Below are 17,812 nucleotides of genomic sequence, written 5' to 3'. Positions count from 1 at the left end.
AATTTTCAATGACGCAATTTAATTAAAACTCTATGAAGACAAGGAGAATTCCATTCATCCTACCCACTACAACACTCGGCAGAAAGCTGTGTGCATGCCTGCTGCTCGGATTTTTATCGACGGCTATACACCTCCCCGCGCAAAGCTATCAACCTACACCCGAAAACCAGAAGAACCGCGAATGGTTCCAGGATGCCAAGTTCGGCCTCTTCATTCACTGGGGCGTCTACAGTGTGCTGGGTGATGGCGAATGGGTCATGAACCAGCAGCAAATCCCATTGAAAGCGTATGAAAAAATCCCAGCTTTCTTCAACCCCACAGAATTTGATGCGAAGGCCTGGGTGCAGATGGCAAAGGCCGCCGGCATGAAATACATCACCATCACCAGCAAACACCACGACGGCTTTGCCATGTGGGACAGCAAGGTGTCGGACTACAACATTGTGAAGCGCACGCCCTATGGCAAAGACGTGTTGAAGATGCTTGCCGACGAATGTCACAAAGAGGGCATCAAACTTTTCTTCTACCACTCGCAGCTCGACTGGCATCACCCCGACTATTTTCCCCGAGGCAACACCGGCGGAAGCTGGACCGGTCGCCCCGAAAATGGCGACATGAATAAGTATCTCGACTACATGGACGCTCAACTTTCGGAATTGCTCACGGGCTATGGCGAAATTGCCGGCATCTGGTTCGATGGGATGTGGGATAAAAAAGACGCCGACTGGCGCCTGCAAAAAACATACGGCCTCATCCACAAACTTCAGCCCGGCGCACTGGTGGGCAGCAACCATCATCGCACCCCTTATGACGGTGAAGATTTCCAGATGTTTGAGAAAGATCTGCCAGGCCACAACACCACGGGCTTCTCGGCAGAACAAACCGTGGGCGCTTTGCCAAAAGAAACCTGCGAGACCATCAACAACGCGTGGGGCTTCAACCTGAAAGACGATCAGCACAAGAGCAAAAAGGAACTGGTGCAATACCTGGTGAAGGCGGCCGGCTATGGGGCAAACTTCCTGCTCAACGTGGGGCCTATGCCTAACGGCAAAATTCAGCCTGAGCACATTGCGTCGTTGCAGGGTGTAGGCCAGTGGCTGAGTGTGAACGGCGAAACCGTTTATGGAACCCGTGGTGGTCCACTCACCGCGCGCGATTGGGGCGTGACCACCCAAAAGGGCAACAAAGTTTACATCCACATTCTCGACTGGTTCGACGAGTCGATCACGATTCCGGCGTGGGGAAAGAAAATTAAATCCGCTAAACTCTTTTCGGACAAGACACCGGTGAAGTTTCTGGAGAACGAGTATGGCATCACCTTCAGGATTCCCAAAGCAAAACTAGATGACGTGGACACCATTATTGAGGTGGAGTTGAAATAATACCGAAAGCAGTCATCATAAAAAAAGGATGTGCTCCGTTGGGGCACATCCTTTTTTATTCGCCGTTGATAATTGGGCTTATTTTTTCTGGTCGATGGGGTCGTTCACCTCATCGGTGTTCACCCAGTTGAGGAGCACAAATGTTACGAGCAGGCCTGAGAAAAAACCTTCGAGCACCACAATGAATGCCGACATGTAGGGATTGAGGTAGCGCCCCATCGGTTCGTTTTCTACGATCGAGGCCATCATGGCACTGTCGAGCTGCATGTAGATAAAGAGAAACAAACCAAACCCCAACGAGCCTATGCCTGCCGTGGCAACACCCATGATGAGTCCACGAAAATAGTTGAGGCGATCCGAATGCTCATTCCTGAATTTCTTCAGCGCCAGGTAAACCCCTAGCGAAAGAATGACAAGATTCAACAACCGTAGCTCTACATGGTGACTCAGATTAAAAAGCTTCATAACGAGGAAATAAGCAATCAATCCGACTGCTATGCGCAATCCATAATTTTCTGGAATACGGTTTGGATCAGTGAACAGGCTCATAAGCGTTTGTGCATTTTGGTATAGTCGAATATTTGCATTTTTCCAGAGATTTACAACGTTTGCGATGGTTATAATTTTGTTATCTTAGGAACACAACCCTAAACTAAAACAAGACTATGAAAGCCTTAAAAATTATCGGCATTGTGCTGCTGACCCTGGTGGTCATTCTTGGCATTGCCGTGGTGCTGCAGCCTTCGCAGGCACACATCGAAAAATCTATTGTGATCGACGCACCGGCGGAAGCAATTTTTCCGGAGGTGAGCCAGTTCAAAAATTTCACCGCATGGTCGCCTTGGTCAAAAATGGATCCTGAGGTGAAGCAAACCTTCGAAGGCGAACCCGGCACGGTGGGTTCGAAGATGAACTGGGATGGACCGAAGACGGGCCAAGGATCTCAGGTGATTGAAGCGATCGACGAAAACAAATCTGTGAAGTGTTCGCTAACCTTTGGCGGCTATGACGGGAAATTCTATAGCGAGTTCATTCTCGCACCCGAAGGCAACGGCACTAAGGTGACGTGGACCTACGACGGCGCCAACGACGGGTTTGGTGCGAAAGCCATGTGGCTGGTGATGGGCAGCATGATGAAGGGGCAATATGAAGAAGGGCTAATGGACCTGAAGAAACTTGTGGAGGCCAAACCTGCTGTGGAACCCATTCCAGCCGACTCAACTGTTCAAACCCAATAACCCTCGCGCTATGCTGAAAAAGATTCTGGTGGGTGTGGGCGTGGTGGTGGTTCTCATCATCGTGGTTGGCTTCCTGCAGCCGGGCACCACCACCAGCACACGAAAAGAAATCATACACGCCCCGCCCGAAGCGGTTTTTGCCGAAATCAACAACCTGCGGCAATGGCCGGCATGGTCGTGGTGGATGAAAAACGATCCGTCGATGACCCTAACGTTTGGCACACCCGCCGAAGGTGCCAACGCATTCTATACCTGGATCAGCGACGATGGCGACGGAAAACTCACTATCGAAGAGAGTGTGCCTTTTCAATATGTGAAAACGGCCATTAACTTTACGGACTTCGGCACGGCCCATGGCACGTATACGCTGGAGGCCACTGCCGACGGAACGGTGTTGACGATGGACTTTTCGTATGAGAACGGCATGAACCCTTTGGTGCGTCTGATGAGCGCGCTTATGATAAAGCCCGAGGTGAGCAAAGCCTTTGAATACGAGTTGAGCACGCTCAAAAAAATAGCCGAAGCCAAACAACCAACCGGGCCGTCATCATAAGACTATTATAAAAGGAAGGAATGACATTCGAGGAATTTAATGCCACGTTAAAACAACAGCAACCCCCTGCTGGCACCGCACCGCTGCTGCAGGCACTTTGGTTTGATGCCAAAGGTCAGTGGGACAAAGCGCACGACATTGCGCAAGACATTCACACCGATGAGGGCTCGTGGGTGCACGCCTATCTGCACCGCAGGGAAGGCGATCTGGGCAACGCGGGTTATTGGTATCGCCTGGCCCACAAGCCCGCATGCCAGAAAGGACTGTCCGACGAGTGGAAAGACATTGTGACGGACCTGCTGCAGCATTAGTGATCCGTGTCATGCGCCCGCGCGGGAACAGAAGGTTTCTTCCATTGTTCCAGCTCTGCGCGGCGAAGCGCCAACTCCTCTTCAGTAGGCTTGTAGCCGATCAAACTCTTCAGATTCGGTTGGCCGGCGTCTACCCAGGCCGTGAACCACAGATCGCCCACCAGCTTTATGGCTTGCCTCATGCGTTGCTCCACCATGCCGTTCAGCACACGATGGTAGGCCGCAGCGTAGGCGGGAGCGTATGTTCTCACGGTTTGCCTGCCCTTGGTTTCGAACGCAAACTTTTTGTCGCCCATTTTTTCGGAGAGTTTTTTCTCCTCCTCCAGCACCTGCTTCACAAAGCTGTGCGAATCGCGCACGGCTTGCCAGGCGGCCTCCTGCGGGTTGGCTACATATTCGGCCGGGCCAACAAAAAAGTCGTAGGACTCGGAATACAGTTCCGGCAGGCGCGACTCCCAGAAACCATGTATGCCGTCCTGACCAGTGAGCTGGCCGTTATAGTTTTCGGTGGTATGAAGGGGCACGTGGGCATCGGCGATGTAGTGACCCATTTCTGACGACACTTTCAAAATGCGTGACGGATCGCGGAGCAAAAAGGCTTGCTTCAAATCGTAGTACATACGGTTGATGTGCCACGGCACGATGCCATAGGCCTGGAGCGTGTCTTCCGAATATTTTTCGACGGCGGCACGCCAGGTGTGTGGCATTTGCTGAAACACGCTGTCGCCATAGTGGTCGAGGTCGATGTAGTGCCTCGGAGCTTCGGCTTTAACCGAATAGCGCCGGCGATCGGGGTTTACGGAGGCTTCCACGATATCGTGGAGATTGACTTTATAAAAGCCGATCATTTCGGGGGGTAGGGTGAAAACCGCCAGCCGGTTGATGCGCTGGTGTCCGTAAAATCCCCAGTTCGAAAAGGTGACAATGATGGCTGCAAGCAGCAAAGGCAAAAAGATCCGCTTCATGGCAAGAAACAGGTTTGCTAACGATATATGAGGGACTCTTTGATTCAATTTAACAATCTGTCGCAAAACTTCCACACCCTTTTTGCCGATCCATTAATGAGGTTGAATGGCCCTTTTTTGGGGCGGCAACAACACGCCGGCGTGTCTGAACCTGCAACTTGAAGGAAGAGGAGCATCCTGATGAAAAAAAACTGGCAATTTGAGCGGCTAAAAATCTTCGAAATAAGGCTCTATTCGACGTTTTCAGGGGGTTATTAAAGATTTGATTCTATGGGCTTTTGCAATTTTCCCAAAGTCCCTTACCTTTGCAGTCCTTATTTTTAGAGAAGCATATGGCAAACCATAAGTCAGCAGAAAAAAGAATCCGCGCCAACGAAGTGAAGCGCGTAAGAAACCGCTACCAGCACAAGACCACCCGCACGTTCATTAAGAAATTAAGAACTACGACGGTGAAGACTGACGCTTTGGCGCTGTTGAAGGAAGTTTCTTCGATGATCGACAAATTGGCCAAGAAGAACATCATCCATTGGAAGAAAGCCGCCAATCAAAAGTCAAAATTGAGCCGATTGGTGAATAAGCTCGCGTAAGCAGAGCTTCTTTACTTGTTACGATATTGCCGACCCTACCATTTTTGGTAGGGTTTACTTTTTTATCCACGGGGGGAGACGTATCTTGGTTCGTAACTTTGGGGGTTATGGAGCTGAACGTTGTCGAAAGAAAAAAACCAAACATTACTATTCCTATCAAAGAATGGGCACACGAAGATCAGCCTCGTGAAAAACTACTGCTCAAAGGTAAAATCTCCTTATCCAGCGCCGAATTGATTGCCATTCTTCTGCGATCGGGTTCGTCTACGGTGAACGCCGTGGAGCTGGCGAAAGAAATTCTGCAGCTTGTCGACAACAACATTCATGCGCTTGCCAATTTGTCGGCCGAAGACTTTATGCGGATTAAAGGCATCGGCAAAGCCAAAGCCATGTCGCTGGTGGCCGCCTTCGAGCTGGGGCGACGCCGGATAGACTACGATACCGACACGAGGTTGAAAATTGAAGGATCGCAGCAGGCCTATGCGTTGCTACGCCCCAATCTGGCCGATCTGCCACACGAAGAATTCTGGGTGATCCTGTTGAATCGCGCGAACCGTGCCCTCAAAAAATGCCAGATCGGTCAGGGTGGGATAACAGGTACCGTGGCCGATCCAAAAGTTATCTTCAAGGCTGCTGTGGATGGGCGGGCCTGCAGCATCATCGTGGCACACAACCATCCGTCGGGGAACCTGACGCCCAGTAAGGCAGACCTCGACCTAACTCAAAAGCTAAAAGCCGGCGGTCAACTGCTGGACATACAAGTTCTCGATCATCTTATCTTCGCAGGCCAGAAATATTATAGCTTTGCAGATGAAGGCCTGATGTGAATGGAGCAATCGGGCTGGTTAAGAGAACCCTAACGGCCTGATGAAACTGAAACGCTACATCTTTATCGGAGTGTTGCTCATCGCCATACCATTCCTGGTAGCCCAGGTGGTGCGCGAGAAGCCCGATGCGCCTGCTCCATTCCCCAAAGCCATGGTGAAACCGCGGCCGTTCAACCCCATTGTGGCACGGCTGCTGAAGACCTACGAAAAAGAACTTGCCCTGTTGGCCGAAGCCTCGCACACCCCTGGCGCAGCCATAGCCGTGGTTCAGGATTCCACCATTGTGTATCTGAAAGGTATTGGCAAACGCAGCGCCGATGGCCCTGCCGTCGTGGATGTGCACACGGTTTTCAGGATTGCCTCAGTGTCAAAATGTTTTGCTTCGTTTCTCACCGGCATTCTTGTGCAGGACAGTGTGCTGCATTGGGATGAGCGCGTGGTCGATCGTTTGCCGCGCTTCGCTTTGCAGTCGGCGGAGGAAACTCAAAAACTCACACTTCGTCATGTGTTGTCGCACGCCACGGGGCTGCCCTATCACACCTACACCAACATGGTGGAAGAAGGTGCATCGCTGGATTCGATGCTGGCGTGGCTGAAGAAGATCCCACTGGCCACCCCGGTGGGCATGTCGTATAGTTATCAGAATGTGGCGTATAGCCTGATCGGTAAGGTGATCGAATCGGCCACCGGAAAAACCTATGAGGACGAGATGCGCGAACGCGTTTTTGGACCGCTTCAGATGCGCACGGCGTCGATCGACTATGCGAGCATCCGGCAAAACCCCAATGTGGCACAGCCCCACAAGATGCGCGGCGGCAAGTGGGTGCCCGCCTCCATTACCTCCACCTACTACAACGTGGCGCCGGCCGGCGGTGTGAACGCCAGCATTTCGGATATGGCACAATGGATGATTGCCCTGCTGGGAAACCGCCCCAACGTGATTTCGCCAGCCACGCTACAGCAACTGTTCACGCCCGAAGTGAAAGCCCGCTCGAAGAACCGGAACTATGGGCGGATGCACCGCCTCAGCGACTCGTTCTATGGTTTAGGATGGCGTGTAATTTATTACCCTGACGACACGCTGATCTACCACGGTGGCTTTGTGAATGGCTATCGCAGCGAGGTGGCCGTGAATCCGAAAGAACGTTTTGCCGTGTGCATTCTGGCCAACGCTCCGGGCGATCTGGCCGACAATGGTATTCCGTTATTTTTTAACTTGCTGCAGCCCAAGCGCGATTCGATTAACGCGTGGGAAGAACAACAACGCAAACTCAGGCAAGTGCTCGTTCCATGAAAACCAAAAACATTCTTCTTTTGCTGATCATCGTGGTGGTACTCATCAGCGTGCTCTATTCGTTTATGGGCAGTCAGGATCAATCGGCCTATGCCGACGAGATCACGAAAGAACGCGAAGACAAAGACCGTTTTATGCGCACGTCGGCCGAGTCACCTTTTGCGGGGCACACGGAAGACTTTAAGGGGCTGAATTATTTTCCGCCCGACGCACGGTATAAGGTGACGGCCGACATCACGCCCATTCAAAACAAGAAGATGGTGGTGCTGGTGACCAACGATGGCAACGAGCAACGCTACATCGAGTATGCCTATGCGGACTTTGATCTGGACGGACTTCACAATCGCCTGTTGATTCTGGAAGTGATTGACATGGGGCCGTTCAAAGGCAAACTCTTCCTGGCGTTTGGCGACGACACAAGCGCGGGCGACACCTATGGTGCAGGGCGCTATCTGGATGTGAGCAAAACGCCTGGCAGCAACACCATTACGCTTGATTTCAACAAGGCCTATAATCCCTATTGCGCCTACATCGAAAAGTATTCCTGCCCTTTTCCTCCTCCCGAAAATCTGCTGAAAGTTTCGCTCCGGGCAGGCGAGAAAAATTATCACTAGACAAGCTCCCTGCAACCCTGGATTGACATAGGGACCGCGTGGCCAAAATCGTGGCGCTGCAGGTTACATAGTGTGCTTAGGCTCTGGCGGTTGAGTTCTTTTTATGAAACTATTTTTATCTCCTTTCAAACGGGTTATTTTTACATCTTTTATATTTTGAGAGCATGACCATTTCTTATAATTGGCTGAAAGAATACATCGACATTCCTGAGACCGCCGAAGCGATTGGCCAGGTGCTGACGGACACGGGGCTGGAAGTTGAGAGTGTGGAAGCACACGAAACGGTGAAAGGTGGATTGCAGGGCCTGGTGATTGGCCAGGTGCTGACGTGCAGCAAACATCCCAACGCCGACAAACTTTCGGTGACCACCGTGGCCGTGGGTGGCGACCGGATCTTGCCCATTGTGTGTGGCGCGCCCAATGTGGCGGCGGGTCAACGCGTGGTGGTAGCCCTTCCGGGAACCACCGTGCATCCCACCAAAGGGGAACCCTTCACCATCAAGCTGGCCAAAATTCGTGGCGAGCAGTCGGAAGGCATGATTTGTGCCGAAGACGAAATTGGTCTGGGTGAAAGTCATGCGGGCATCATTGTATTGAACACCGATGTGCCCAACGGCACGCCGGCTGCTGATTTCTATAACATTCAAACGGACTTCATTCTGGAGATCGGGCTCACGCCCAACCGCGCCGACGCGGCGTCGCACGTGGGTGTGGCGCGCGACATCCGGGCGGCAAAGGGACGCGAACTGAAGTGGCCATCGACCGACGGCTTTGCTGTTGAAAATGAGAGCCGGATCGTTCCGGTGGTGGTGGAAAATGCGGAGGCTTGTCCACGCTATTCGGCCGTGACGATTACGGGTGTGACGGTGAAGGATTCGCCCGACTGGTTGAAGAACCGGCTGCTCTCCATCGGGCTCACGCCCATCAACAACATAGTGGACATCACCAACTTTGTTTGTCACGAGTTGGGCCAGCCGTTGCATGCGTTTGATGCCGACCAGATTGCCGGTGGCAAGGTGGTGGTGAAGACGTTGCCCGCGGGCACCAAGTTTGTGACGCTCGACAACAAGGAGCGGACGTTGCTGGAGAATGATCTCATGATCTGCAACGGTGAAGGCGAAGGCATGTGCATTGCCGGTGTGTTTGGCGGTGCCAAGTCGGGCATCACCGAACAGTCTACCGCGATCTTTTTGGAGAGCGCCTGCTTCTCACCTGCGTTTGTGCGCAAAACGTCGCAGCACCATCAGTTGAAGACCGATGCATCGTTCCGGTTTGAGCGGGGCACTGATCCAAACATCACGGTGTATGCATTGCAACGGGCGGCGTTGCTGATCAAAGAACTTGCCGGTGGAAAAATTTCGTCGCCGGTGGCTGACCTGTATCCAGTGTCTATCCAAAACCGGAGCATTGAAGTAAAAGACAAAAATGTTAACCGGTTGATTGGTAAAGTCATTCCACGGAATGAGGTTCATGCGATCCTCACGAAGTTGGATATTCACATCATGGATGTGAAGGACGACCGCTATACGGTTTCGGTTCCCCCCTATCGCGTTGACGTGACGCAGGAGGCGGATGTGGTGGAAGAGATTCTGCGCATCTATGGTTTCAACAACATCGAATTGTCGCACATTGCCCGCACCGATTATCTGGCCGAATTTCCGGCCAAAGACATAGACAAATACAAGCGTGGCATCGGCGAGTTACTGACCGGCAACGGCTTCCAGGAGATATGGACCAATTCACTGACCAACCAAGCCTATCAACAGAAACACAACCTGCAGTTTAAGGGCGAGCCGGTGGAGATCCTGAACAAGCTGAGCGAGGAACAGGGCATTTTGCGACAAACCATGTTGTTCACAGGCCTTGAAGTTTGCGCCTACAACATCAACCGTCGGCAGAAGGACCTGAAGCTGTATGAGTTTGGAAAGATCTATTATAAGGAAGCCGGGAAATATGGTGAAGAAGAACGGCTGGCGTTGTATGTGACGGGTAACGCGGAGACTGAAAACTGGCAGCACAAGACACGCGCCACAACATATTATGACCTGGCGCAGCACGTGCATCATGTGTTGCTGAAGTCGGGGCTTGGCAACGCGAAGCAAGAAACGATTAAAGATCCGCTGCTTGAATATGGCGTCCGGTTGCTGCGTGGCAACAAGGAAATTGGAGTGCTTGGAAAAGTAAAACCCGCGTTGCTGAAAGATTTTGGCATCAAGCAGGAATTATTTTTTGCCGAGCTAAGCACGTCCTTGCTTTTCCAATCGGCAAACCCTAAGTTAGTAATTCAGGAAGTAACGAAATTCCCCGAAGTGCGAAGAGACTTGTCGTTGGTGATTGACAAGCATGTTAGCTTCGATGAGATACGAAACCTGGTGATGAGCACCGAGAAGCGGTTGATCAAAAACATAATTGCGTTTGATGTTTACGAGGGAGACAACCTCCCTGCAGGAAAGAAAGCGTATGCGTTGGGGTTCACCTTGCTGGATGAACAAAAGACGTTGACGGACGAGGAGATTGAGAAGACGATGACATTGTTGATGGGTGCTTTTGAGTCGCGGCTTGGCGCAGTGATCCGGAAGTAGCAAAAAAAGATAGCCACAGGTTTGGTGTTGTGATCGTGAACCTTTGGCTTGTTAAAAAATGTAGTGACTATAGCGTGATGCAGCAGGGATTGTAATGGAAAGCCCGCCGTGCGGTGGGGTTGAGGGGACGGCGGGTCCGCCAGCTGGCGGACCCGACCCTACGAGTCGGGGGCTGCCACGAGAAGATAAATTGGTTTTAACGGCTGACGTTTTCGGGCGGAGGCAAAAAAATTTCGCATGGATCAGGAACTCTTAAAAACCAACCTTAGCGGGTTGGAGCGCAAAATCTTGGTGCTCGTTAACGAGCATAAGAACCTAAAGGAAGAGCTTAAAAGCCTGAAAAAAGAAAACCAGGATTTGAAGGGAGCCATCAAGGCCCGCGACGAGCAGATCAACGGCTTTCATAATCAACTGAAAATCACTAAAATTGTGGATAGTTTAAATCCGGAAGACGGAAGTGTTTCGGAGTTGAAGAAAAAGGTGGACGAATACATTCGCGAAATCGACAAGTGTATCGCCCATTTAAGCAGATAAAAGCAACCCTGTAAGCATATTTCATGGAGGACCTCTCTATAAAAATCAAGATAGCCGACCGCGAATACCCAATGAAGGTGAAGCTAGCGGATGAAGAGCGGGTTAGAATGGCCAGCAAGATCATCAATGAAAAACTAAAAACTTACCGGGAGCAATTTGGTATCGACGATAAACAAGATCTACTGGCCATGGTGGCCTTTGACTGCCTTGTGGACAAAATGGCGGCGGAGGAATCCTTTCAGGTGATCGATCAAACGGTGTTTGAGAAAGTTAGCCAGATCAACCACCTCGTGTCGCAATCCATTCTCTGATCCTTTTTTTCTTCTCTCCTTCATTCCTTCCTGAGCCAAGGCGGCATCTCCGGGTTAGTGTATAACCATATCTATTTTTATGTCAACGACCGTCATAGTAGTAATCGTGGTCAGCGTTATCGCAACGATTGTGCTGAGTTTGTTGATCGGTTCGCTCCTCTACAAACGCAAGATTCAGAAGAACGAGGAGAATGCCGATGCCAAAGCAAAGCTCATCATCAAAGAAGCCGAGATCGCCGCAGAGAACCTGAAGAAAGACCGCATCCTGGAAGCCAAAGAAAAGCTTCTGAAAATGAAAAGCGAGTTTGAAGAAGAGGCCAACAAAAAGAAAAGCCTCATCATCAGCAACGAGCAGAAGATTAAACAACGCGAGGCCACCCTCAGCAAGGAAATTGAAAACCTGAAGCGCAAAGAAGGCGAGCTGGACGACATCCGTCTGGACCTGGCCGCCCAACTTGAGCACACCAAGAAGCGCAAGGAAGAGCTCGATAAATTTAATCAACAGAAGATCCAGGTACTGGAAAACATCAGCAAGCTGACGGCCGACGAGGCCCGAGAACAGCTGGTGGCCTCCCTGAAAGACGAAGCGCACACCCGTGCCTCCAGCTATGTGAAAGACATCATGGAGCAGGCCAAACTGTCGGCCACCAAGGAAGCCAAGAAAATTGTTATCGAAACCATTCAGCGCACGGCCACTGAACACGCCATCGAAAACTGTGTGTCGATCTTTAACATTGAAAGCGACGACATTAAAGGCAAAGTGATTGGCCGCGAAGGACGCAACATCCGCGCCCTGGAAGCCGCCACCGGTGTGGAAATCATTGTAGACGACACCCCCGAAGCCATCATCATTTCGGGCTTCGACCCTGTGCGTCGTGAAATTGCGCGACTGTCGCTGCACCGTCTGGTTCAGGATGGACGCATACACCCCGCGCGCATTGAAGAGATTGTGGCCAAGACCACCAAGAACATTGAAGACGAGATTGTGGAGATTGGCGAGCGCACGGTGATTGACCTCGGCATCCACGGCCTGCACCCCGAACTGGTGCGCATGGTGGGACGGATGCGTTTCCGTTCGTCGTATGGCCAGAACCTGTTGCAGCACTCACGCGAAGTGGCCAACCTCTGCGCCATCATGGCGGGAGAACTGGGACTGAACGTGAAGCAGGCAAAGCGTGCCGGGCTGTTGCACGACATTGGCAAGGTGTGGCCCGAAGAACTGGAGAAGCCCCACGCCATTGTGGGCATGGAGCTGGCGATGAAATACAAAGAGCATCCCGCCATTTGCAACGCCATTGGAGCTCACCACGATGAAATTGAAATGACCAACATCATCTCTCCCATCGTGCAATCGTGCGACGCCATTAGCGGTGCGCGCCCCGGTGCACGCCGCGAAGTGATGGAACAATACATTAAGCGTTTGAAAGAGCTGGAGCAACTGGGCCTCAGCTTCGACGGGGTGGACAAGTGCTACGCCATTCAGGCCGGCCGCGAGCTGCGCGTGATTGTGGACGCCGAGAAGGCCACCGACGAACGCGCAGGTCAGCTGAGCTTCGACATCTCACAAAAGATTGAGCGCGACATGCAGTATCCTGGTCAGGTGAAAGTGACCGTGATCCGGGAGATGCGCAGCGTGGCCTACGCCAAGTGATGCCGGCTCCCCCTGGCCGCTTAAAAGCAGGCACTGCAGGGAAACCGGTTCAACGAGCATTCACAAAATGTTCGGCTTCTTCAGGAGCCGAACATTTTTTTTTGCCGGTCGCCCGTGCGGATTGCATGCAATTACTGACCATCCCATGTTGTCTATTGCAGGACTCTTTTTGTCGTCTGAAAGTGCCTGATGGTCTAACAGACTGCAACCGATTTCAATTTTTACGCTAACGGTATAGGTACTTATAGTCGTAAAAACTATTTTTATCAAACCCTGATCTAGACGCTCTCCTACATGACCCACCCTGGACGTTCTGTTTGCATGCTTTTCGCGCTGCTTTGCAGTATACCTTCCGTTGCCCAGAAAGCCGACACCGCATTCATTTCCGCTTCGGCTGGTCGTGCTCAACAACTATACACCAACGCTTTTCAAGGACAAGCCCGTCTTTTCAACGGCACCGAATACCGGCTCTATCAGTCGCGCAATGATGAGTTCCCGTTGTATTTAAGAGACGACTGGACGAATGGCGCCGTGCTGTATGACGGCGAGCATTACGACAACGTGTCGCTGGTCTATGACATCAGCACCGACAAGGTGGTTGTGGAGCACATGTTGAACGGGGCAGAGATTCAATTGATCGCCGAGAAGGTGTCGTGGTTCAGCATGTCGGGCCACACGTTTGTGCGGATAGACGGCGACAAGACCAATGGGGTGAAGTCGGGGTTCTATGACCTGCTCTACGACGGACCTTCGAAGGTGTATGCCAAGCGGGAGAAGATGCTGCAAGAGAGCATTGAGTCGCAGGTGATTGTGTCGCGCTTTGAGGAAAAGAATCACCTCTACATTCTCCGGAACGGTGTGTTTGTGCCGGTGAAAAAGAAAAGCTCGGTGTTAAAGGTGTTCAGCGATCGCAAATCGGATGTTAAATCGGCCTTAAACAAAAGTAAGATCCGCTTCCGGAAAGACCGTGAGAAAGCCATTGTGCTGGCAGCCACGTTTTATGACTCCCCTAAAAACTAGACATGAACAAACTTTACAGGCTACTGCTTTGCTGCTTTTTTCTGATGAGCCTGGGCATTGCCGCGCAGGCGCAGCGACGCGCCCTGATCAACGGCGAATTTAAGGCCACGTCTTTCAAGGATTTTGTGGACGCTGTGGAGGCGCAGACCGACTATCATTTCTACTACAATCCCAAGACAACGGACAGCTTGAAGGTTACTTACTCGGCGCAAAATCAAAACATCAACGTGGTGCTGGGACAGGCACTGGCGGGAACACAACTTCACTTTGCCGTGGACGAACAGGGCAATATTTTCGTGACGGAAGGCCGCGACATCATGTCGGATCTTCCTGTCGACTTTTTCGACACGGGTGTGGCACCTTCCAACAACACGCTGGTGAGCGGCTTCGACTACACGGCCTACGAAAAACGGGAGAAGCAAAAGAAACTCGCCGAAAGCAAGCTCTACGCCATAGGCCCCAAGAGCAGCAACCTGCAAGGCAACGCGACCATGGCGGGCCACGTGCGCGACATCACAAACGGCGAGCCGCTGGTGGGCGCTACGGTGTATATCGACAAACCGCTGGTGGGTGTGATCACCGATCAGTTTGGCTACTACTCCATATCGCTTCCCAAAGGACGGCATGAGTTGAAAATCAAAAGCATTGGCATGAAAAGCACCGTGCGCCAGATCATGCTGTATGCCGACGGCAAACTTGAAATTGAACTGGACCAGGATGTGACGCCACTGAAAGAGGTGGTGGTGGAGTCTGACAAAGATGTGCGCGTGATGGGCATGCAAATGGGGATGGAAAAGCTCGACATCAAGACCATGAAGAACATGCCGCTGGCGCTGGGTGAAACCGACATCATGAAAGTGGTGCTGAGCCTGCCCGGTGTGCAAACCGTGGGCGAAGGCACCGTGGGCCTGAACGTGCGCGGTGGCGCGACCAACCAAAACCTGATACTCTTCAACGACGCGGTGGTCTATAACCCTTCGCACTTGTTTGGGTTCTTCTCGACGTTTAACCCCGACGTGTTAAAAAATGTGGAGCTCTACAAAAGCGGGATCACGGCCGACTATGGCGGGCGCCTTTCGTCGGTACTGGATGTGACGTCGCGCGAGGGCAACCTGAAAAAATTCAGTGGCTCCGGCGGCATCAGCCCCATCACGGGAAGGCTGACGCTGGAAGGGCCGCTCATCAAAGAGAAGACCTCGTTTCTGCTGGGTGCCCGCTCAACCTATTCCGACTGGATTTTGCGCCAGCTCAACACCGAGCGATTAAAAAATAGCACAGCCTCTTTTTATGATGTGAACCTGAACATCAGCCACAAGATCAACGACAAGAACAACCTGTATTTGTCGGGCTACATCAGCCATGACAAGTTCAAGTTGAACACCGACACGTCGTATGCCTACAGCGACAAAAATGCGTCCATTAAATGGAAGCATATTTTCAACAACAAACTTTATGGCGTGCTCACGGGAGGCTTTAGCCGCTATGGCTACACCATGACCAGCGACCTCAATCCGGTGCAGGCTTTCGACATGGACTTCTATGTGCAGCAGCTTAACGCCAAGATGGACTTCAGCTATTTCCTTAACGCCAAACACACCATCAACGCGGGCCTCAGCGTCGTGCGCTACAACCTGGCGCCGGGCAACATTCAACCCAAGGGTGACTCGTCGGTGCAGAAAACCATTCGCCTCCAGCACGAACAAGGACAGGAAAATGCTGTCTACATCGGCGACAACTTTGAAGTGTCGCCCAAGCTGTCGATCTATGGCGGCGTGCGATATTCGTTCTATCAATACCTGGGACCGCGCGATGTGTATCAATATGCCAACGGTGTTCCGCGCTCGGAGGCCAACATCACCGACAGCGTGCGCTATGGCGGTGGCAAATCGATCGCCTCGTTTAGCGGTGCCGAGCCACGCTTCTCCATTCGTTATAGTCTGTCGCAAAATGCTTCGGTGAAGGTGAGCTACAACCGGATGCGCCAATACATCCAGATGCTGTCGAACACAACGGCCATCACTCCCACCGACATCTGGAAACTGAGCGATCCGTATATCCGTCCGCAGGTGGGCGACCAGATTTCGCTGGGCTTTTACAAAAACACCCGCAAACATTCGCTGGAAATTTCGCTGGAGGCCTATTATAAGACCACCAAGAATGCGCTCGACTTTAAAGGTGGTGCCGTGTTGTTGCTGAACAAACACATTGAAACCGACGTGGTGGATTCGCGCGGCAAAGCCTATGGTGTGGAGTTTATGTTGAAGCGCTCTACCGGAAAACTCAATGGCTGGTTCAGCTATACCTACTCGCGGTCGTTCCTGCAAACGGTAAGTCCCTATGCGGCCGAGGCCGTGAACAAGGGCGACTACTATCCCAGCAACTACGACAAACCCCATGCGGTGAATTTTGTGGGCAACTACAAATTCAGCCGTCGCTTCAACTTCTCGCTCAACATGACCTACAGCACGGGCCGACCAATCACCCTGCCGTTGGCCAAGTATGAACTGGGCGGAAGCTACCGGTTGTATTATTCAGACCGGAACCAGTTTCGGATACCCGACTATTTCCGGACCGACATTTCCATCAACATCGAGGGCAATCACAAGATCCGGAAATTGGCCCACAGCTCGTGGACGTTTGCCATCTATAACCTGACGGGACGGGCCAATGCCTACTCGGTGTTTTTCCGTTCGGAGCAAGGCAAAGTGCAGGGCTACAAGCTATCGATCTTTGCCCAACCTATTCCGACGGTTACCTACAACTTCAAATTCTGATCATGACCATGCTGACCCGATATTGCTTTAGACTTCGCAGCCTGTTTGTCTGCAGCCTGGTGGGCCTGTTTGCCACAGGATGCCTGGAGCCCTATGCTCCGCCGGCCATCGAAAACACGGTTGATCTTTTTGTGGTGGATGGTTTTCTCAATCAGACCGACGCGTCCATTTCGGTGCGCCTCTCGCATGCCGTGGCGCTCGACGATGGTGGGAAACCACCGGTGGAAGCGCAAGCCGTGGTGCAACTGGAAGAGAAAGATGGCAACACGATTCTTCTCTATGGCGACGGCACGGGCAACTACACCGCCGCTGGATTGTCTATCAACCCGGAACATCAATACCGCCTCCACATCAGGACGATGCTTGGCAAAGAATATTACTCGGACTATGTGGATGTGAATCCCACGCCCGACATCGACAGTGTGACCTGGCGGCCGAGTGCATCGAGCATCACCCTCTATACCAACACACACGACGATTCGGGAAAGTCGCGCTACTACCTGTGGCGCTACACAGAGACTTTTCAATACCGTTCTCCCTATGAGCCCGGCTATCGGATGACGGGCGGAAAACCCGACTATATTGCCGAAGTTGACCGTGTGGGGACTTGCTGGACTACAAAGAACTCCACGTCGATATTGGTAGGATCGTCGGAGCGGCTTTCGTCGGATGTGATTCGCGACTTCCCCCTCACGGTCATCGCGGCAGGTGGCGACAAACTTTCTGTTCGCTATAGTATTCTGGTGGAGCAACGCACGTTGTCGAAAGATGCCTACACGTTTTGGACGGAGTTGCAAAAAACAACGGAGAGCCTGGGCGGCCTGTTCGATCCGCTGCCGTCGCAGGTGGTGGGCAATGTGCACAGCAACGATCTGAGCGAACCTGTGCTGGGCTACTTCAGCGCCGGGCAGCAAAAGAGCGAAAGGCTTTTTATCTCCTTCTATGAACTGCCCGACTATCTTCAGATATACCCGCGTGTCACGTGCCAGATCGATTCCATTCCGCTGAACCGGCTGCAACAGTATGGCGAGGGCACGTACTTCATCAGTCCCTATGGCGTGCCCTCCACGATCGGCTACACAATATCGTCGAGCTTTTGCATGGATTGCCGGGTGAAGGGCGGCGTCACAAAAAAACCTGACTTTTGGAAATAACCCACGGCAACGTTC

General features: G+C 52.1%; 17 protein-coding genes. 15 read left to right on the top strand and 2 right to left on the bottom strand.

Annotation, left to right across the window (positions count from 1 at the left end):
• Positions 1-32: 32 nt before the first annotated feature.
• Positions 33-1,382 (top strand): alpha-L-fucosidase, encoded by a 1,350-nt coding sequence (locus tag JI741_RS28335; protein WP_202015461.1) that lies wholly within the window; start codon positions 33-35, stop codon positions 1,380-1,382.
• Positions 1,383-1,460: 78 nt separating this feature from the next.
• Here JI741_RS28335 and JI741_RS28330 read toward each other — a convergent pair whose 3' ends face one another.
• A complete protein-coding gene (locus tag JI741_RS28330; protein WP_202015460.1) occupies positions 1,461-1,931 on the bottom strand; it encodes a DUF4199 family protein in 471 nt (156 codons plus the stop codon).
• Positions 1,932-2,047: 116 nt separating this feature from the next.
• On the opposite strand from JI741_RS28330, the gene JI741_RS28325 reads away from it, so the two are divergent.
• From JI741_RS28325 to JI741_RS28315, 3 genes are read left to right on the top strand one after another with little or no spacing between them, the layout of a single operon-like run.
• Entirely contained in the window at positions 2,048-2,620 is a 573-nt protein-coding gene (locus JI741_RS28325) for an SRPBCC family protein (RefSeq protein WP_202015459.1), read from the top strand.
• 10 nt (positions 2,621-2,630) lie between these two features.
• Positions 2,631-3,173: an SRPBCC family protein gene (locus JI741_RS28320; protein WP_202015458.1), complete on the top strand. Its 543-nt coding sequence runs from the start codon at positions 2,631-2,633 to the stop codon at positions 3,171-3,173.
• A gap of 20 nt (positions 3,174-3,193) precedes the next feature.
• Positions 3,194-3,484 (top strand): hypothetical protein, encoded by a 291-nt coding sequence (locus tag JI741_RS28315; protein WP_202015457.1) that lies wholly within the window; start codon positions 3,194-3,196, stop codon positions 3,482-3,484.
• Here the strand turns inward: JI741_RS28315 and JI741_RS28310 are convergent.
• Entirely contained in the window at positions 3,481-4,449 is a 969-nt protein-coding gene (locus JI741_RS28310; RefSeq protein WP_202015456.1) for a zinc dependent phospholipase C family protein, read from the bottom strand. The genes JI741_RS28315 and JI741_RS28310 overlap by 4 nt on opposite strands.
• A gap of 332 nt (positions 4,450-4,781) precedes the next feature.
• On the opposite strand from JI741_RS28310, the gene rpsT reads away from it, so the two are divergent.
• The 11 genes from rpsT to JI741_RS28255 all read left to right on the top strand — a co-directional run bounded on the left by rpsT (position 4,782) and on the right by JI741_RS28255 (position 17,797).
• Positions 4,782-5,036: a 30S ribosomal protein S20 gene (gene rpsT / locus JI741_RS28305; protein ID WP_202015455.1), complete on the top strand. Its 255-nt coding sequence runs from the start codon at positions 4,782-4,784 to the stop codon at positions 5,034-5,036.
• A 107-nt stretch (positions 5,037-5,143) separates the two neighbouring features.
• A complete protein-coding gene (gene radC, locus JI741_RS28300) occupies positions 5,144-5,863 on the top strand; it encodes a RadC family protein (protein WP_202015453.1) in 720 nt (239 codons plus the stop codon).
• 40 nt (positions 5,864-5,903) lie between these two features.
• Positions 5,904-7,157, top strand: coding sequence for a serine hydrolase domain-containing protein (locus JI741_RS28295; protein ID WP_202015451.1), 1,254 nt, complete (start codon positions 5,904-5,906; stop codon positions 7,155-7,157).
• Positions 7,154-7,771: a DUF1684 domain-containing protein gene (locus tag JI741_RS28290; RefSeq protein WP_202015449.1), complete on the top strand. Its 618-nt coding sequence runs from the start codon at positions 7,154-7,156 to the stop codon at positions 7,769-7,771. The genes JI741_RS28295 and JI741_RS28290 overlap by 4 nt, the downstream gene beginning before the upstream one ends.
• A gap of 164 nt (positions 7,772-7,935) precedes the next feature.
• Positions 7,936-10,353 carry a phenylalanine--tRNA ligase subunit beta gene (gene pheT, locus JI741_RS28285; RefSeq protein WP_202015447.1) on the top strand — a complete coding sequence of 806 codons (2,418 nt, stop codon included), beginning with the start codon at positions 7,936-7,938 and terminating at the stop codon, positions 10,351-10,353.
• A 237-nt stretch (positions 10,354-10,590) separates the two neighbouring features.
• A complete protein-coding gene (locus JI741_RS28280; RefSeq protein WP_202015445.1) occupies positions 10,591-10,887 on the top strand; it encodes a hypothetical protein in 297 nt (98 codons plus the stop codon).
• 23 nt (positions 10,888-10,910) lie between these two features.
• Complete coding sequence (locus tag JI741_RS28275; protein WP_202015443.1) at positions 10,911-11,198, top strand: cell division protein ZapA; 288 nt, start codon at positions 10,911-10,913, stop codon at positions 11,196-11,198.
• A 79-nt stretch (positions 11,199-11,277) separates the two neighbouring features.
• Positions 11,278-12,849 (top strand): ribonuclease Y, encoded by a 1,572-nt coding sequence (gene rny / locus JI741_RS28270; RefSeq protein WP_202015441.1) that lies wholly within the window; start codon positions 11,278-11,280, stop codon positions 12,847-12,849.
• A gap of 294 nt (positions 12,850-13,143) precedes the next feature.
• Positions 13,144-13,869, top strand: coding sequence for a hypothetical protein (locus tag JI741_RS28265; RefSeq protein ID WP_236676312.1), 726 nt, complete (start codon positions 13,144-13,146; stop codon positions 13,867-13,869).
• 2 nt (positions 13,870-13,871) lie between these two features.
• On the top strand, positions 13,872-16,643 hold the full coding sequence (locus tag JI741_RS28260) for a TonB-dependent receptor (protein WP_202015437.1): 2,772 nt from the start codon (positions 13,872-13,874) through the stop codon (positions 16,641-16,643).
• A 2-nt stretch (positions 16,644-16,645) separates the two neighbouring features.
• Entirely contained in the window at positions 16,646-17,797 is a 1,152-nt protein-coding gene (locus JI741_RS28255) for a DUF4249 domain-containing protein (protein WP_202015435.1), read from the top strand.
• Positions 17,798-17,812: the final 15 nt, after the last annotated feature.

The organism is Chryseolinea lacunae (assembly GCF_016735595.1).
Lineage (GTDB): Bacteria > Bacteroidota > Bacteroidia > Cytophagales > Cyclobacteriaceae > Chryseolinea > Chryseolinea lacunae.
This window is presented reverse-complemented; position numbering and strand designations above follow the sequence as displayed.

Bases quoted from the DNA above. Each gene is read 5' to 3' on its own strand.
- JI741_RS28260 (WP_202015437.1), top strand. From the start codon at position 13,872: ATGAACAAACTTTACAGGCTACTGCTTTGCTGCTTTTTTCTGATGAGC.
- radC (WP_202015453.1), top strand. From the start codon at position 5,144: ATGGAGCTGAACGTTGTCGAAAGAAAAAAACCAAACATTACTATTCCT.
- JI741_RS28325 (WP_202015459.1), top strand. From the start codon at position 2,048: ATGAAAGCCTTAAAAATTATCGGCATTGTGCTGCTGACCCTGGTGGTC.
- JI741_RS28255 (WP_202015435.1), top strand. From the start codon at position 16,646: ATGACCATGCTGACCCGATATTGCTTTAGACTTCGCAGCCTGTTTGTC.
- JI741_RS28280 (WP_202015445.1), top strand. From the start codon at position 10,591: ATGGATCAGGAACTCTTAAAAACCAACCTTAGCGGGTTGGAGCGCAAA.
- rny (WP_202015441.1), top strand. From the start codon at position 11,278: ATGTCAACGACCGTCATAGTAGTAATCGTGGTCAGCGTTATCGCAACG.
- JI741_RS28330 (WP_202015460.1), bottom strand. From the start codon at position 1,931: ATGAGCCTGTTCACTGATCCAAACCGTATTCCAGAAAATTATGGATTG.
- JI741_RS28265 (WP_236676312.1), top strand. From the start codon at position 13,144: ATGACCCACCCTGGACGTTCTGTTTGCATGCTTTTCGCGCTGCTTTGC.
- rpsT (WP_202015455.1), top strand. From the start codon at position 4,782: ATGGCAAACCATAAGTCAGCAGAAAAAAGAATCCGCGCCAACGAAGTG.
- pheT (WP_202015447.1), top strand. From the start codon at position 7,936: ATGACCATTTCTTATAATTGGCTGAAAGAATACATCGACATTCCTGAG.
- JI741_RS28310 (WP_202015456.1), bottom strand. From the start codon at position 4,449: ATGAAGCGGATCTTTTTGCCTTTGCTGCTTGCAGCCATCATTGTCACC.
- JI741_RS28290 (WP_202015449.1), top strand. From the start codon at position 7,154: ATGAAAACCAAAAACATTCTTCTTTTGCTGATCATCGTGGTGGTACTC.
- JI741_RS28315 (WP_202015457.1), top strand. From the start codon at position 3,194: ATGACATTCGAGGAATTTAATGCCACGTTAAAACAACAGCAACCCCCT.
- JI741_RS28295 (WP_202015451.1), top strand. From the start codon at position 5,904: ATGAAACTGAAACGCTACATCTTTATCGGAGTGTTGCTCATCGCCATA.
- JI741_RS28335 (WP_202015461.1), top strand. From the start codon at position 33: ATGAAGACAAGGAGAATTCCATTCATCCTACCCACTACAACACTCGGC.
- JI741_RS28275 (WP_202015443.1), top strand. From the start codon at position 10,911: ATGGAGGACCTCTCTATAAAAATCAAGATAGCCGACCGCGAATACCCA.
- JI741_RS28320 (WP_202015458.1), top strand. From the start codon at position 2,631: ATGCTGAAAAAGATTCTGGTGGGTGTGGGCGTGGTGGTGGTTCTCATC.